This is a genomic window from Inquilinus limosus, assembly GCF_051487185.1.
Lineage (GTDB): Bacteria > Pseudomonadota > Alphaproteobacteria > DSM-16000 > Inquilinaceae > Inquilinus > Inquilinus limosus_F.
In genome coordinates this window covers 15,199-31,422 of record NZ_JAHVDK010000040.1, presented here as the reverse complement: position 1 = coordinate 31,422, position 16,224 = coordinate 15,199, and the positions used below count along the sequence as shown (strand labels likewise).

The window sequence follows — 16,224 nt, the reverse complement described above, 5'->3', positions numbered from 1 at the left end:
AGGAGCTTGCCGCCGCGGCGCATGCCTTCGGCATAGACATTGGCCGTGTCCTCCTCGACGCCCGAATCCGTCATCGCTCCGATCAGTCCGCCCGTGGCGCCGCCGGCCACGGCGCCGGCGGCCGCACCGGCCAATGTGGACGCCGGCCAACCGGCGGCGACGATGGGCCCGACCCCGGGTCGTCCCCTGCGCGGAGGTTCAAGAGCGTGTTCGAGAAGCGCATCGGGGGGGCTGACACTGCCCAGAATCGCCCACATGCATCTAGCAACGCGTGATACGCTCCTAAGCCTCGGTATCAGGGGAGATCAGGCCATGCCAGCGTATCTGATTGCCGATACCCATGTGACGAACTCGGACCAATACGAAGACTACAAACGCCACGTAGCGCCACTCATTGAGCGGTTCGGGGGGCGCTATCTTGCTCGTGGTGGAAAGCATGAAGTGCTTGAAGGCGATTGGGAGCCATATCGTCTCGTTGTGCTGGAGTTTCCCGACATGGCGTCACTCACAGCTTGGTATGACTCAGCCGAATACGCGCCCGTCAAAGCCATCCGACAGGGCGCATCCCAGTGCCGCTTGATCATGCTTGAAGGCATTTAACTTCACCCGAGTGCGGGTTCGACAGGAATTTCCCTCTGCGCCCTTGGGGTGACGACATAGAACGAGCAGGGATATTCGCGGACCGCGTTAGCGTGGTGGCCCCGGACGGGGCTAAACACTCTCCGGACACGGCATGTGCGAGCACGAGCCTGGATCGGCGCAAGCCGCTACTCCTAGCGTGTCGGAGCATCAGCGCGATCGGCGCCAGAGAGATGGTGATCTCGATGGATGTCGGGCGTCGAGCCCTCGAAGCTGGTCGGCAATATGGGAAGGCCGCCGGCCACGCAGCGGCGCTGAATGTAGGTGACTGCCTGGCCTATGCGTGCGCCCAGTCCTACCGGCTGCCGCCGCTCGCGACAGAAAGCGGGTTCTTGCGAACCGACGTCGCCGTCGTCTGACACCGTCCGCTCGCCGTATCGGCCCAGGCCTCGCGCCGAGGCTTTTCCATTGGGCCCAAGCGTTCGCCGAAAACTGCCATAGGCGCGGGCGGCCTGCTACTCTCGGCCCATAAGCCCGTCGAAACCATTCCTGACGGCGACGATTACGCGTCCGTGCTGCGCGATCTGAAGGAGCGGATCCGGTCCGCGCGCCTGCGCACGGCTGCCGCCGTCAACCAGAGCCTGGTGATGCTCTACTGGTCAATCGGCAGGGAGATCCTGGCCAGGCAGACCACAGAAGGGTGGGGGACCCGGGTGATCGAGCGGCTCTCCGCGGATCTCCGTCGGGACTTCCCCGAAATGAAGGGCCTTTCGGCCCGGAACCTCGGCTATATGAAGGCCTTCGCCGAGGCCTATACCGACCCCGAAATCTTGCAACAGCTTGTTGCAGAATTGCCCTGGGGTCACAACGTCCGCCTCCTCGAGACCGTGCAGAACCCGGACGAACGGATCTGGTACGCCCGCCAGGCCGTCGAGCATGGCTGGAGCCGTGCCGTCCTGGAGCACCAGAATCGAAAGCGGGCTGGTGCACCGTCAAGGCAGGGCCATCAGCAACTTCGATCGATCGCTCCCGAAGCCGCAATCCGATCTGGCCCAGCAGACGATATACGGGGGTGCTGTGGCTCGTCGACCCGATCATGGGACGGTTGCTGCCGGGCCGTTTCCGAAAGCCGCATGCGATTTCCGCAAATGATGCAGCGCGGCAGGACTTGGCGCTGCTGCGCTTCGGCATCCGCTCGGAGCGCCGGCTGTGCGAGGAGGTGCATCCGGATCATCAGCTCCGGATCGACCGAGGGCCGCCCGATCTCGCTGTAGAACGGCCGCAGATGCGCGCGGATGCCGGCCAGGTCGACGAACCGGTCGATCGAGCGGAGCAGGTGATCGGCCGGGACGTGCCGCTCGAGGTTGAACGCGTCGAACAGCGCCTCCTGCATCACCGTCCGCTCGCCCAGCATCGCTGCGTCCTCCTCTGCCCAGGAGGACTGAATCAGGACTTCACTCCGCCAGCAACGACGATTTTTTCAACACGATCGGCGCGGTCTGGCCGGGTCCATCGGCTGGTCCGGATCGCGGCGCTGCACTGACCGGAACGCGCCGGGAACCGCACCCGTTGGTGGCTGCATGGCGAAGTGCCACGATCCGGCAGATTGGAAAGTCGAGTTCGCGGACGACGAGGGTGTCGTCTCATGCGGCAGGTACCGCGCACGGTTCCGGTTCCGCAGCGGCGGCGTCCTGCAACTGATCTGGGTTGACGGACCAGAGCCGGGACCGGACCATTCGAAGGTCCAGAACGCGGCCAGGGAGGCTTGCTATCGCGCGCTCGGCAGGGGCTAGCCACCCAAGCATGGAACCGGTGGCCAGTGCCCGCAGTTTTTCGAGTATGGCGAAGGGCCTCGTAGTATCCGATTGGACCGTCGAACACACAGGCAATGAGGGCATTGTGGCCTGCGCCGAGTACCTTGGGCGCTTCCATGTGGACCGGAATTGCGTGATTCGAATCGCTTGGTCTCCGGGGCCGGTCTGGAGCTCCGGCGAGATCGAGTGCGCAGCCCAGGAGGCGATCGAGGCAGCAATCAGCCGCGAGCCGAGCGACTTGGCGTCGCAGCCGGCGCCGCGGTATCGATCGGCTATGACCGAAGTCCCTACCAGCCGTAAGATCGACGACGTTCACTGGACGCACTACTGCGAGCACCCCAGCTGCACGGCTTGGGGCAGCTTTGGGCATGAGGTCGGCGCTCGGACGGCCTGGTACTGTCGCGAACATGATCCGTGCGGCGGCGGGGCGGAGGGCTGTAGCCCCAAGTCCAGAGAAACCTTCGAGTAATCTCATCCGCCGAGAACGGCTCCGATGCCGCTCTCGCGCAACGGAGCTTAGGGGCTTCTTGTTCCTCCTAATGAGGTATGCAGGCGGGGTGCTGCCGCCCCTTTCCGCCGCGCCGGAGCAAGCGCCTACTGATCACGAGCGCTCCCGTGGGCCAACAGCAGCGCTCGCCCGGCTCGGGGCGGCTTCCTCCTCCGCTACTGCCCCGGGCCGGGCTGAGTTCGCGTGACTCGATCCCACTCCGGTGGGGCTGTTCCCTATAGTGGTAAGGCTCTGGATTCAAAAGGGACAAACACCACTGTTCTTCTACTTACAATAGAGCGCCACTATCCGCGGGCGCCGTGACATCGGCGCGCAGCCCGGTCCGGATCTCCCCACCACGCTCCGGGTCGGGCTTGTCGCATCTCGTTGGACCCATGAGGTTCCCCGCGCCAACGCTTGGAGAGCCGGCGCTCGCGGACGAGGAGAGATCCATGATCGAGAGGCACACAGGAACCTGCTTCTGCGGGGCCGTGGCGATCGAAGTGACAGGCGCACCCGAGCAGATGGGATACTGTCATTGCAGTTCCTGCCGATCTTACTCTGGGGCACCAGTGACCGCCTTCACCCTATGGAAGGCGAGAAACGTGAAGGTCATCCGGGGAGCCGAGTCGCTCGGGCGATTCAGCAAGACCAGCTTCAGTGACAGGCGGTTCTGCACGAAATGTGGCGGCCATGTTCTGGTCGAACACCCGAGCCACGGCATCACGGACGTGCATGCTGCCATGCTCCCGATGGTGACCTTCAAGCCGAGTGTCCACCTGAACTACGCCGAAACCGTGCTGCCCATGAAGGATGGGCTTCCCAAGCTGAAGGACTTCCCCAGCGAAGTGGGAGGGTCCGGCGAGACAGTGCCCGAATAGAGCTGCATGGCGATCCGCAGAAATGGCTGAAACTTTGGCGGGGCTCCTCGTCTCCATCCGCACAGCCCCATGATCCCGGACAGATTCTCACTTGGCACGTGGCAGCGCATTGGCGCGGTTCTTGTGACGGCGTCGGCCGCTGTGATTTTCGTACCTCTTGCAGGCCCATCGTCAAGGGGCGAGTAGGGTCGCATCTGGTCGTGTCCGCTCCGTAGAGCCGCCGCGGCGGCCGGTTTCAGGCGCGCTCTGAACCCAAGCTGACCGACAAGGGCCCGGATTCGGCGAGTCCTAGCGACGTCCGGTCTTGAGACGCTAGCGTCGCGGCCGCTCATGGCGCTTCCCCGCCTGGCTGAACCGGCCGGGAAGGGTGGGAAGCGGACCACGGAGCCCGGTGGGGAAGCGGCAAATGCGTCCCGGGAGCGCCAGAAGCGGACGCCGTGAGGCGGTCGCGGCCATTGCTGACTTTGCGGCGAGCGGCTTAAGCTCACCGTGCGACGCAGGATCTAGCCGGAGCGGAAATGGGTGTCAGGAACTATCTAGTCGAAGGCGTTTCCGGTACAGGCAAGACCTCAGTCTGCGAGGAGCTGCGACGGCGCGGCTACCATGCGATCCATGGTGACAGGGAATTGTCGTATCAAGGCGATCCAGAAACCGGTGAACCGGTGGATGGCTTTGCGCACGAGCATCACATTTGGGACGTCGACAAGGTCAAAGCCTTGGTTGCCGACGAGACCAATGCGATGTCCTTCTTCTGTGGCGGGTCCAGAAATTTTCCCCGTTTTATCCATCTGTTCGACGGGGTCTTTGTGCTCGAGGTCGATATCGATACGTTGAACCGGCGGCTTGCCTCGAGACCGGAAGACGAGTGGGGCGGACGCCCGATCGAACGGGACCTTGTTGCGCGATTGCATGCCACGAAGGAAGACGTCCCGAAGAGTGGCGTCATTATTGACGCCACCGCACCGATCCCGCGCGTCGTCGACGAGATTCTGAGCAAATGCAGGTAAGAGAAATCACCAGCAAGCACTGAACCGATACCGTCACAGGCCCACGGCTGCTGTTGTTCGGTGGCCGCTCAGGGCTATGGAGCGGACAATCTAGGGTCTTGTCGAGAAGAGGCCGCAGAGAGCCGAAGGCGGTCACGTCTTGCTTCGGGGAGTCCAATTCAATGACCGGTTTCGGGCGCCGTCCAGGGCGATAGGCCGGCAAGAAAGGGCCGTTCGCAGCCAACTCGGTTCGTGTCCGGATTAGCGAAGCCGCGTCGATGACCGCATATGGCGCGCCTCAGCCGGCTCGACTGGGCGGTGCTGGGCGAGCATATGCCGCCGCTCGACCTGCTCGGCGTGGTGCCGATCGCGCTCGGCATCCGCTTGGTCACCCGCCCCTCTCCCGCGCACGGCCTAATCGGCCGCGCGCAGGACCTCGCCCAACACCCGCGTCGCCTCCAGCAGCCGGCGCTCGTCCGAGCCGCCGAAGCCGAGCAGCAGGCCGGAGCGGCGCACCGCGCCCGCGTAGCAGGTGGACAGCGCCGTCGCCGTCAGGCCACGCTCGCCCATGCGCTGGACTAGGTCGGTGTCATCGAGCCCGTCTGGCAGCAGCACCGCGACATGCAGCCCGGCGTCGGCGTTGTGAACGACCAGACGGTCGCCGCAATACCGCACCAAACCATCCAGCAGGGCCGCGCGCCGCGCCTGGTACACGCCGCGCATGCGGCGCAGATGCCGCGCGAAATGCCCCTCGGCCAGGAACTCGGCAAGCGCGGACTGGTACAGCGTGGGCGGGAACAGGTCGAAGGCCAGCCGCGCCCTCACGGCGTCCTGCACCAGCGATGGCGGCACCACCAGGTATCCGATACGCAGAGCCGGAAACAGCACCTTGCTGAAGGTGCCGATATAGATCACCCGCCCATGCGCATCCATGCCCTGCAGCGCGCCGAGCGGACGGCTGACGTAGCGGTATTCGCTGTCGTAGTCGTCTTCCAGCACCCAGGCGTCCTCGCGCCGGGCCCAGTCCAGCAGCGCCAGCCGCCGCGCCGCTGTCATCGACATGCCGAGCGGATACTGATGCGAGGGCGTGACATAGGCGGCGCGCACCCGGTCAGCACGCCGCAGTGCGTCGATGTCGATGCCCGCCTCGTCCACCGGGACCGGCAGCAGCAGCGCCCCGCCGGCCGCCAGCGCGGCCCGCGCCCCCGAGTAGCCCGGCTCCTCCATCGCCACGCCGTCGCCGGGCGCGAGGAGCATCGCGGCGGCGATGCGCAGCGCCGCCTGCGAGCCGGACACGACCAGGACCTGCCCGGCGCTGCAGCCGACCCCGCGCGCGGCGCGCAGATGGTCGGCGATCGCCGCGCGCAACACCGGCAACCCTGCCGGATCGCCATAGGCCATATGCGCCAGCGGCAGCCGCTGCGCATGCCGCGCCACCAGCCGCGCCCAGGCCGCGTGCGGAAACCGGTCCAGCGCCGGCAGGCTGGTGCGGAACGGGGCGAGCCCACCATAGTCGCGTTCCGGCGGGACCCGGGGCGCGGATCGCGCCACATCGGACGCCGGCTGCGATTCCAGGAGCTCGTCCGGCAGCGCCTGGCTGACATAAGTGCCCGACCCCGTCCGCCCCTCGAGATAGCACTCGTGCAGCAGCTGTTCGTAGGCGGCCAGCACCGGCAGGCGCGAGACGCCCAGCTCGGCGGCCAGGCCGCGTGTGGACGGGATGCGCTGGCCCGGCCGCAACGCGCCCGCGAGGATCGCCGCGCGGATGCCGTCATAGATCTGCCGGTGCAGCGGCAGTCCGCCGGACCGGTCGAGGGGCAAGTGCAGGGTGGTCATGGCATTTGTGGGCAAAGTGGTGATTTCCAGATTACCACTCCCTGCCTAGCGTGGCTCACCATTCAGATCCGGGAGAGCTTCATGCCGGCGATGTCCCATCCGCGGTTCACGGGCCTTCACCTCCTGCTGCCGGCCGGGCTGCTGGCCGGCGCGCTTCTGCTCCCACCGGTGGCGTCGGCGCAGAATGCGGCCGCAGCGCCCGACACTGCGTCAGCCGATGGCCAGCACGATTTCGACTTCGAGATCGGCACCTGGAAGACACAGATGAAAGTGCTCGCGGAGCCCCTCAGCGAGTCTCCTAACGAGTGGCTCGAATTCGACGGCACCTCGACGGTCCGCAAAGTCTGGGACGGTCGTGCGAATCTGCTGGAGCTGGAGGCCGACAGTCCCACCGGGCACCACATCGAAGGCCTGAGCCTGCGCCTGTACAACCCGAAATCGCGGCAATGGAGCCTTCATTTCTCCAACGCGCGGGTTGGCACACTGACGCCGCCGGTGTATGGCCGGTTCACGAATGGCCGCGGCATGTTCTACGGCCAGGATTCCCTCGACGACGGCCGCACCGTGTTAGTCCGGTTCGAGATCCTGCCCGTGACGCGCGATGTCTACCGCTTCGTACAGTCCTTCTCCGCAGACGGCGGCAGGACCTGGGAAGAGAACTGGATCGCGACCGACACGCGGATGGCATCTCGCTGAAGAGGATATTTGCACCTGGCCCGCCGGTCAGCGTCGACCGGCGGCCAAGTGGGCTGGCTACAGCACGAACTCCCCGGCCACCAGCGCGACGTGCCCGGCGGGCAATATATGGACGTCGAACACGCCGTCGACGGCGCGGGCGATCACCGTGTCCGAGCCGCTATAGGCGAAGCGCAGTTCGCTAGCGTGATTGGGTGTCGAGCCGGCTGCCGATGAAACAGAACGCCCGGTTGCTGGACACGCCGGGTGCCGCCGATCCGGTGGATGTCCAGTCTGGAGATGCCGACGCTATCATCGGTATTGGCGCATCCAGGCCGTGCCAGGGCGGCAGGGAAGGGTGAGAAGCGGAAGTCGCGACCGAGGCTGCCGGATGGCCGCTTCCAAGGAAAGCGGGCGTTTCGGTCGCGGTGCCGACGCCAGATATGTGACGGATATCGCGCGCCGGAGGGGATGTCGCGCGTCGCACACGCGAAAAGCCCGGACGCTCTCCCAGGAAGCTCTCCCGGGTGCATCTGGGCTTTGGCGTCGCACTCGCTTCACATGAAGCCTCCGAGGCTCCTCGGAGATGGTCGATGCGACCGGATGGAGATCAGACCGAGCCAGCCGGCGTAACGGCGGGAAAGTCCTTCTCGGGATCGAACACGTTATTGAAGAAGTTCGTCAGGGAGTACATGGCAACCAGCGCGACGATCTCCATGACATTCGCATCCGTGTGGCCGGCATCGCGGATGGCTTTCAGATCGGCGTCACCGACATGGCCTCGAGTCTCGATGACCTTGCGCGCAAACTGGACGGCGGCGTTCCGCTTCAGGTCGCGGGCATGGCCCTTCCGGGCGAGGATGATGTCATCGGCCGACAGCTTGGCCATATGCTCGGCCGTGAAGCTGTGAACCGTCAGGCAGTAGTTGCAGCCATTCACCTCGGAGACAGCGAGGCCGATGCTGTCACGCGTCTTCACGTCGAGCGCCTTGCTCAAGGAGCCGAGCAGGTTGGCCCATGAATTGAACGCGATCGGGCTCTGCGCAAAGGTCGCTATCATATTCGGGGTGAAACCGATGTTCCTGGTGAACGCATCGAGAGTCGGCTTCGAATCGGCCGGCACCTGTTCCGGCTTGAGAGCCGCGGCTCTTGCCATCATATTCTCCGCAAGTTGCTGATTTTACAGGAAATTATACGAGATCCAGCACTTCGTCCACCGGACGGCGCGGCTTCTGCGGCCAGTTTCCCAGACGCTCCGCCCCGACGGACAGCAGCATGACCGGCACCTCGTCCTCGGCCAGTCCGAACTCGCGGGCCACCGCTTCGGCATCGAAACCGATCATCGGCGTCGAACCCAGCCCCAGCGAGCGGGCCGCATAGATTATCGCCGTCGCGCCGATGGCGCCGGAGCGTACGGCCTCGTCCCGCTGGCGTTGCGGGTAGTTCAAGTACAGACCGCGTGCAGGGATTTCCCAGTCCGGCACCATCGTTGCCGGCATGATTCCCGCTTCCACCAGCGGTGCCAGGCGCTCTGGTATCACGCTGGAATCGGCCAGCTGGCCGCAGATGATGAAGGTCACGGCCGCTTCGGTGATGGGCGGCTGATTCCAGGCGATCGGCTTCAGCCGGGCCTTCGCTTCGGGCGTGCGCACGGCGATGAAGCGCCAGTTCTGCAGGTGGAAGGATGTCGGCGCGGTGGTGCCGATCCGCACCAGCTCGCGGATCTGGTCGTCGCTCAAGGTGGCGGAGGGGTCGTAGTACTTGGCGGCGCTGCGACTCAAAATACAGTCGATGACGGCGTTGGTCATGGCGATCCCGTTGGTCTTGGTGATTTCCAGGTTGAAGGGGCAGGTTGACGTACAAGAGCGGTTTCGCTCTCTCTGCTGGGATGGAGTCTGTTCGACATCTCATCCCAGGAGCCGTGGGCAGAGACCCAGGTTGCCCTGGGCGCGTCCGATAGGGCGCAGCCGGCCGTTCCGGCAGCGTCGGCCGGCCGCATGCATCGATAGACGCGTGTCGCTTAAGGCGCGTGTTGCTTAGGGACGAACGCGGATGATCGTCTTCCCCGGGCGTCGCTCGGTCGGGTTGAAGGCGGCGACGGCATCGTCGAGGGTCGAGACGGTGCCGATATGCGTTCGCAGTCGCCCGTCCCGCACCCGCTGGACGATTTCACTCAGCTGGGCGCGATCGGCCTCGACAACGAAATCGACCGCCCGGCCGTCGGTGGGCCGTGCCTCGGCTGGCCCGACGATGGACACCAGTGTTCCCCCTGTTCGGATCAGGCCTGCGGACCGCTTCCCGATGTCGCCGCCGATACCATCGAACACCAGGTCGATCGCGCCGACGTCTTCCAGGACGTCGTTGCCGAGGTCGACAAACTCCTGCGCGCCGAAGTCGAGCGCCGTCCGACGGTCGGCGGCGCGTCCGGTGCCGATGACGTGCGCGCCGGCCTCTTTTGCGAGCTGGGTCACCATCGAACCGACCGCGCCGGCCGAGCCGTGCACGAGGACGCTCTGCCCCGCCCGGAGGCGGCCATGGTCGAACAGCCCCTGCCACGCGGTCAGGCCCGAGATCGGCAGGCTCGCGCCCACCGTGAAGTCGACGTCGCCCGGCAGCGCAGCGAGGTTGCGTGCCTCGATCGCTGCATACTCCGCCAGGGTGCCGTCGCGATACCAGTCGGCGAGGCCGAACACCCGCTGTCCCACCGACAGTCCCGTCGTGCCGTAGCCGAGAGCCGTGACCACTCCGGCCAGCTCGTGCCCGGGGATCGACGGTGTCCGGTCACGGTCGAGGCGGTCGGTCCAGGTCGAGGGCCAGGCCAGCTCGGTCGGGACGAAGCCCGACGCGTGAACCTCAACGACGACGTCGTTGATCGCTGCCTGCGGCTCGGGCCGCTCGGCCAGCGTCATCCCGACTGTTCCCGCCGCCTGGTCCGTCACAACGATTGCCTTCATCGTCCACCTGCCTGTGTGCGGTAGTACGTCGTCTTCCGACTCCCGAAGCCACGCTGCCACCGGTTCTGGCGCGATGAAACCCGCGTCCGGCGTCCCTGGACGAGCGGACACATATTCTGGAATCCGGAGCTGGCAAGCGCCGAGGATCAGTGCGCCAGGCGTGCGCGAACCCTGCTCAAGGACGGGAAGGAACTCGGTTGGTCGCAGCGCGGCGCTTGGCTCAAGCGTCCTTGTCAGCCTCATCGTTCTTCGCGCTCTGCCGGTACTCGCTGGGATCGACATTGTAGGCTTTGCGGAATGCCCGCACGAAGCTTGAGCGGCTTTCGTAGCCGGCGTTGTAGGCCACGACGTCGACCGGGGCCGCCGTCGTCGTGAGGTCGCGCGCCGCCTGCCGCATCCTGAGGTCCCGAAGGACGGCCATCGGCGAACGGCCGAAGATCTCCGAGAACCGCGCCATGAATGCCGACCGGCTCAGGCCCGCGCTCTGCGCCAGGCTCCGCACCGTATGGGCGGCCCCCGGACGTGCCACCATGTCGGCGAAGGCACGCGTGATCTGCCGGTCCGCGAGGATCGAGAACCGATCCGTCCAGCCGCGAGAAGACTTCATCGACCGCCTCACCAGGGCGACGATGACCTGCTTCAGCAGGGAAGCCGTCATGGCACCCATGCCGATTTCCTGCGCGCAAAGCTCCTCGACCGCTTCGCGAAGCTTCAGGTCGATCTTGTCCGTCGGCTCGAATTTCTCGACCACGGGCTCCCGCAATTCGCGAAACAACCCGATGGATTGCCCGAAAGATGCGTTGAAGAAGCCGCAGATCTGGATGACCTCGGGCGGCTCGGCCGGCATCGCGATGCGCAATACGCCGTCATGCCGCTTCCAGCAATCACGGGAGATAAGCCTCTTCGGGCCGTCGGCTCCGTCGACTTCGATCGCGAACGGGGTGTTCGGAGGCTTGATGATGAGCAGGTGGGGCTCGAGCGGCATTGGAGGCCCATTGCCGATCGAGATCCGTCCCCTGCCGCTGACTGTGTAATGGATCGCCGGCGCGTCGATCGTTCCCATCTCGGCGCGATGGCCAGATGGGATCAGCATCTCGGTGAGCGCAATAACATCGATCTCAAGCGCCCGCATAAGGCTGTTGAGGTCGGAGGTGGAGAGCTTCGAGGCAGAGGCGGCGATCATCGAATCGGGCCGCTCCCCCTGTCCGCCTCCGGCCCGCGATTTGGCCGTGTTTTGCATAGCGACCTGCTTACAAGATCAACCCGTGAATCTGCCAGGCGGATCATGCCTTGATCCTTGAACTGGTTTTTGGGGCACGCCGAAAGGACTTTGCGCTGCTGCCTTCCGGTTAGATATGGAGACTGATCTGCGGAAAACAGTCGCCGCTGTGGTGGTTTCGGCCTTCAAGGGTGGATCATCGGGAGTGTCCGCTTCAGAGAAGGCAGGAGGGCTGGCGATCGTCCGCGAGAGCCGTGGTCGGTCACGTCCGGTCCGAACAGGCCGACCGGTGTCCGGTTCCAGGGCCCTTCTAGGGCGCCAAGTTGGCGAGAAAGGACCGATCCCGGCCAGCTTTGCCTGCGTCCGGTTTAGAGGTGCTCTGGTCATGGCCGGATATGGCGCCGACGGGCCGGCGCTCAGTGGGCCAGGATCGATCCGGAGGCCCAGCGAAGCTACTCTGCTGCCGGCTCGGCCGCTCTGTGCTGGCGCTGCCACAGGGCGGCGTAGAGCCCGTCGCGGGCTAGCAACGTGGCATGGCTGCCGCGCTCGGCCACCCGGCCGTGGTCCAGCACCAGGATCTCGTCGGCATTGACCACGGTCGACAGCCGGTGGGCGATGATCAGGGTCGAGGTGCCGCGCGAGGCCTCGGCCAGGCGGCCCTGGATCGCCTGTTCGGTGGCGCTGTCCAGCGATGATGTCGCCTCGTCGAAGATGAACAGCCGCGGCCGCTTCAGCACGGCGCGGGCGATGGCGACGCGCTGCTTCTCGCCGCCCGACAGCTTCAGCCCGCGCTCGCCGACCCGCGTGTCCCAGCCGTCCGGCAGCCCGGCGACGAAGCGGTCCAGCTGGGCGATCCGCGCCGCCGCCTCGACCTCCTCGCGCGTTGCGTCGGGCCGGCCGAAGACCAGGTTGTCGAACAGCGTCTCGTTCAGCAGCACTGTGTCCTGCGGCACCACGGCGATGGCGGCGCGCAGGGAGGCCTGGGTGACGTCGCGCAGGTCGTGGCCGTCGATCAGGATCCGGCCGGCGGCCGGATCGTAGAAGCGGAACAGCAGCCGGGCGATGGTCGACTTGCCGGCGCCGGACGCGCCGACCACCGCCACCGTCCGCCCGGCCGGCAAGGTGAACGAAACGTCGCGCAGGATCGGCCGGCGCGGGTCATAGGCGAAGGAGACATGCTCGAACATCAGGTCGCCGCTTCCCGGCGGCAGCGGCACCGCGTTCGGCGCATCGGTGACGTCCGGTCTTTCGTCGAGCATGGCCAGCATCTGCTCGACCGAAGTGAGTGAGTTGCGGATCGTCCGGTACAGCCGACTCAGCTGCTCCAGAGGTCGGGCCAGGCGGAGGAAGTAGGTGTTCAGCAGCACCAGGTCGCCGACCGTCATGGTGCCGGCTTCGACCTCCCGGCCGCCGAGGATCAGCAGGATGGCGAGGCCCAGGCTCAGCACCGTCCCCTGGACGGCGGCGTTCAGGCTATACAGCGCCAGGCTGCGCGCCGCCAGCCGCTCCGCCGCCTCCAGCCGCTGGTCGTGGCGGCGGCCGATCGCCTGTTCGGCGCCGAAATACTTCACCGTCTCGTAGTTGAGCAGGCTGTCGATGGCGACCGCTTGGGCGCCGCGGCGCTCCTGTTGCATTGCCTTCAGGGCGGTGCGCAGGCTTTCGGCGCCTATTCTCATCGCCCACACGAAGGCGGCTAGGGTGGCGGCGGTGACCAGGGCGTAGAAGGGCGGCAGATGCGCCAACAGGATGATGCAGGTGACGGCAATCTCGAATGCCAGGGGCAGGATGCTGAAGGCGGCGCTGTAGATCAGCTCGCGGGTGCCGGTCAGGCCGCGTGCCAGGTCGTCGCTGATCGCACCGGTATGGCGGGTGAGGTGAAACCGCAGCGACAGCCCGTGCAGATGCCTGAAGAAGGTGCGGCTCAGCCTCCTCTCCAGCCGATGTTCGATCGGCACGTACAACCGCATCTGCAGCATGCTCAGCAGGCGTGCGGCCCAGGAGGCGGCGGCATAGGCCGAGATGATGCCCAGCGCTCCGATCGTCCAGGGGTTGCCATGGCCGGCATAGGTATCGATCGCCAGCGAAAACAGAAGGGGCACGAACGCCACGGCGAAGGAGGACAGGAATGTCAGCCCGAGGCAGGCCACGATGCGCAGCCGGGGCCCCCAGCCTTCGCCCTGCCACAGAAAGGGCATGACCCGGGCCAGTGTGGTCAGGTCGCTTCGCGCGCCGTTCTCCGCTCGGGGCGATGTCGTCGACATGCCTCGGTTTCCGTTCCTTCCGAAGGAGAGCCTGAGCGCTCGGATGCCGATGCTTGGGGCCGCGATCGAGGATCAAGTGGCCGAGACGATTGACGGGATCAGGAGCAAAGCCATCAACGAAGATCCCGGTCGCCATCAGTGATGGCGGGCGAGGATGCTCCTGGCCGAGAGCCGCTGTGTCCGCAATGGGGATACCGCTTCGATGGCCACTTTCTGGCGCAGCCAAGCCTGCGCCGGCTAACCGTAAGTGGCCGGATCCGTTCGGTTTGGGCTACGTCCGGTGTCGGGGCGGCAGTGTGGTGGCCGCAAATGGCGCGCCGCGGCCAGAGCCAGGTGACCGGGGAGGGCAGTAGAGGACACTGTGTTCGCGTTTGCAATATATGCACAGAACCCAATAGCCGATCGGCCTGTGCGGCCAGACCGCAGCTGCGTTGGAGACGCTTCGGCCACTTTGACAGACCGCTACTCCTATAGAGACCATGCGGCCTCCTGGTAACGCTTGATCGCGTCGCGCAGGGCCACGGGGCTCGGCCCCTTACGGAGAACGGCGCGCGAGACGATCGGCAGGACCCGTCCGCGCGAGGACCGGAACTTCGCTGCCACATCGCCCATCCCCGCGCCTTGCGGGCCGATGCCGGGCGCCAGGATGAGGGACTGCGGCAGGCGGTTGATGAGGGCGGTTCCGGCCGGATCGATCGTAGCGCCAACCACAGCCCCAAGCGGGCCGATGCCCTGTCCCCGGGCCGCGTTCCAGGCGCTGATCTCGTCGGCCAGGGTCTCGGACACCGTGCGGCCGTCGGGATGGCGAGCCGCCTGAAGCGCGTGGCCTTCTGGGTTCGACGACTGGACCACGACGAACACGCCGGTCCCGGTCGCCGCGGCGCGGTCGAAGACGGGCCGCAGTGCGTCGAAGCCAAGATAGGCGCTGACGGTCACGGCATCGCCGCCGAAGCCGCTGCTGGCCCCAAGCATGGCGGCCGCATAGCCCGCCATGGCTCCGGCGAGGTCGCCGCGCTTGGCGTCGATCAGGCACAGCGCCTCCTGGCTCCGGATCTGGGCGTTCACGTCGGCCAATTCGACCATGCCCGACGGACCGAAGCGTTCGAAGAAGCCGGACTGCGGCTTGATGACGGCAACAAGCCCGTCCGCCGCCTCCAGCACCCGTCCGCAGAAAGTGCGCAGCCCGTCCAGATCATCAATGAGTCCCCAGTGCCGAAGCAGCTCCTGCGACGGGTCGAGGCCGAGGCAGAGCGGCGATCGGTGCATCGAGAGGTCGGCGAAACGCTCAGCGAAACTCGCCATCGGTGCGGCTCCTGCTGGGGATGACCCGGATGTAATCGGGCATTGGCCTTTCCGCGGCAATCGATTAAGCCGATCTGGGATGTGAGCTGGGATCACATGGTCAGGCGGCGGCTGCCATCGCTGAAGAGTTTGCAGGCCTTCGAGGCCTTTGCCCGCGTGGGCTCGATGGTGCGCGCGGCCGACGAGCTCTGCGTCACCCATGGGGCCGTCAGCCGCCAGATCAAGGCGCTGGAACGGCAGCTCGGCGCGAAGCTGCTGACCGGCCCGCGGCACGGCCTGACCTTCACCCCCGCGGGACAGGAATTGGCCGCCTGCCTCGCGACGGCCTTCGACCAGATTGCGGCAGGGCTGCCCGGGGCCGAGGCCGGCGAGGAGCTGGTCGTCTCGTCACCGGGTACCTTCGCCATGAAGTGGCTGATCCCCCGTCTCGCCGGCTTCATCGAGGCTAACCCCGGCATCCAGGTCCGGATCATCGAGGATGGTGGCGCGGTGGAGTTCGGCCGCGGCGGCGTCCAGGCCGCGATCCGGCTGCATCGCGGCGCGGTGCCGCCCGGCATGACGACGACGCCCTTTCTGACCCATTCCTTCGGCCCGGTGCTCTCCCCCGGCCTATTCGACAGGGCGGGCCGTGCGGCGGCGCAGGCCCTCCTTCTGCCACGCCTGCATAGCGAGACCTTTGCCGAAAGCTGGGCCCGATGGGCAGCGGATGCCGGCGTCGACCTTCCTCGGCCATCGGCGGAGCGGTCGTTCGAGCACAATTCCTACATGCTGGAGGCTGCGGCCGCTGGTCTGGGCATCGCAGTCACCGCCTGGGCCTTCGCGCAGTCCGACATCGAGGCCGGGCGGCTGATCGCGCCCTGGGGATTCCTCCCCCTCGCCACGCGCTTCACCTGCCTGCGACCATCGCTCGTGAGCCACCCGGCGGCCGACCGGTTGGCCCGCTGGCTAGTCACGGAAGGCCGCAGGGCCAAACCACCGCCGGGGCCGCTGATCCCGTCCACGTGAGCCCAAATCACGATGGAGGCCAGGCAACCATGAGGCACCCGAAGGAGTGTGGGCAGCTGGCGAATGACCGCTTTCGAGATGCCGACGAACCGTCCGCTTTTGGCGCGCTTCGGCCGGCAGGGCGACGCCGATAAATGAAGGGAAGCCGACCCAACCCAGACTCGCGGTGAGATTGGTTCGAGCTTAGGATTAGGTGATCCGAGCATCGCATCTCGAGACGTGTTG

At 66.2% G+C, this 16,224-nt stretch carries 14 protein-coding genes and 1 pseudogene; 7 read left to right on the top strand and 8 right to left on the bottom strand.

From position 1 onward, the window contains the following. The first annotated feature begins 312 nt into the window (after positions 1-312). The 3 genes from KXR53_RS32340 (at position 313) to KXR53_RS32330 (ending at position 1,853) form a co-directional block, all read left to right on the top strand. A complete protein-coding gene (locus tag KXR53_RS32340) occupies positions 313-600 on the top strand; it encodes a DUF1330 domain-containing protein (RefSeq protein ID WP_437379734.1) in 288 nt (95 codons plus the stop codon). A 212-nt stretch (positions 601-812) separates the two neighbouring features. Then, entirely contained in the window at positions 813-998 is a 186-nt protein-coding gene (locus KXR53_RS32335; RefSeq protein ID WP_437379733.1) for a hypothetical protein, read from the top strand. A gap of 153 nt (positions 999-1,151) precedes the next feature. Further along, positions 1,152-1,853, top strand: a complete 702-nt coding sequence (locus KXR53_RS32330) for a DUF1016 N-terminal domain-containing protein (RefSeq protein WP_437379778.1) — start codon at positions 1,152-1,154, stop codon at positions 1,851-1,853. On the opposite strand, the pseudogene KXR53_RS32325 reads toward KXR53_RS32330, so the two are convergent. After that, positions 1,802-1,993: pseudogene (locus KXR53_RS32325) on the bottom strand (IS5/IS1182 family transposase); the annotation flags it as partial. The gene KXR53_RS32330 and the pseudogene KXR53_RS32325 sit on opposite strands and share 52 nt — an antisense overlap. 1,282 nt (positions 1,994-3,275) lie before the next feature. On the opposite strand from KXR53_RS32325, the gene KXR53_RS32320 reads away from it, so the two are divergent. Further along, positions 3,276-3,761 (top strand): GFA family protein, encoded by a 486-nt coding sequence (locus tag KXR53_RS32320; RefSeq protein ID WP_437379732.1) that lies wholly within the window; start codon positions 3,276-3,278, stop codon positions 3,759-3,761. A 518-nt stretch (positions 3,762-4,279) separates the two neighbouring features. Further along, positions 4,280-4,768, top strand: coding sequence for an AAA family ATPase (locus KXR53_RS32315; RefSeq protein ID WP_437379731.1), 489 nt, complete (start codon positions 4,280-4,282; stop codon positions 4,766-4,768). A gap of 393 nt (positions 4,769-5,161) precedes the next feature. On the opposite strand, the gene KXR53_RS32310 is transcribed toward KXR53_RS32315, so the two are convergent. After that, positions 5,162-6,583, bottom strand: a complete 1,422-nt coding sequence (locus KXR53_RS32310) for a PLP-dependent aminotransferase family protein (protein WP_437379730.1) — start codon at positions 6,581-6,583, stop codon at positions 5,162-5,164. Between the two features lie 81 nt (positions 6,584-6,664). On the opposite strand from KXR53_RS32310, the gene KXR53_RS32305 reads away from it, so the two are divergent. Further along, positions 6,665-7,279, top strand: coding sequence for a hypothetical protein (locus KXR53_RS32305; RefSeq protein WP_437379729.1), 615 nt, complete (start codon positions 6,665-6,667; stop codon positions 7,277-7,279). A gap of 589 nt (positions 7,280-7,868) precedes the next feature. On the opposite strand, the gene KXR53_RS32300 is transcribed toward KXR53_RS32305, so the two are convergent. The 6 genes from KXR53_RS32300 to pyrF all read right to left on the bottom strand — a co-directional run bounded on the left by KXR53_RS32300 (position 7,869) and on the right by pyrF (position 14,994). Further along, positions 7,869-8,414, bottom strand: coding sequence for a carboxymuconolactone decarboxylase family protein (locus KXR53_RS32300; RefSeq protein ID WP_437379728.1), 546 nt, complete (start codon positions 8,412-8,414; stop codon positions 7,869-7,871). A 34-nt stretch (positions 8,415-8,448) separates the two neighbouring features. Further along, positions 8,449-9,066 carry a nitroreductase family protein gene (locus tag KXR53_RS32295; protein ID WP_437379727.1) on the bottom strand — a complete coding sequence of 206 codons (618 nt, stop codon included), beginning with the start codon at positions 9,064-9,066 and terminating at the stop codon, positions 8,449-8,451. A gap of 228 nt (positions 9,067-9,294) precedes the next feature. Further along, positions 9,295-10,212: an NADP-dependent oxidoreductase gene (locus KXR53_RS32290; protein ID WP_437379726.1), complete on the bottom strand. Its 918-nt coding sequence runs from the start codon at positions 10,210-10,212 to the stop codon at positions 9,295-9,297. Between the two features lie 220 nt (positions 10,213-10,432). Continuing rightward, on the bottom strand, positions 10,433-11,452 hold the full coding sequence (locus tag KXR53_RS32285; RefSeq protein WP_437379725.1) for a helix-turn-helix transcriptional regulator: 1,020 nt from the start codon (positions 11,450-11,452) through the stop codon (positions 10,433-10,435). A 431-nt stretch (positions 11,453-11,883) separates the two neighbouring features. After that, positions 11,884-13,692, bottom strand: coding sequence for an ABCB family ABC transporter ATP-binding protein/permease (locus KXR53_RS32280; RefSeq protein ID WP_437379724.1), 1,809 nt, complete (start codon positions 13,690-13,692; stop codon positions 11,884-11,886). A 468-nt stretch (positions 13,693-14,160) separates the two neighbouring features. Then, entirely contained in the window at positions 14,161-14,994 is an 834-nt protein-coding gene (gene pyrF, locus KXR53_RS32275) for an orotidine-5'-phosphate decarboxylase (RefSeq protein ID WP_437379723.1), read from the bottom strand. 42 nt (positions 14,995-15,036) lie between these two features. Between pyrF and KXR53_RS32270 the strand changes: the two genes are divergently transcribed. Then, positions 15,037-15,999, top strand: a complete 963-nt coding sequence (locus KXR53_RS32270) for a LysR substrate-binding domain-containing protein (RefSeq protein ID WP_437379722.1) — start codon at positions 15,037-15,039, stop codon at positions 15,997-15,999. The last annotated feature ends 225 nt before the right edge of the window (positions 16,000-16,224 follow it).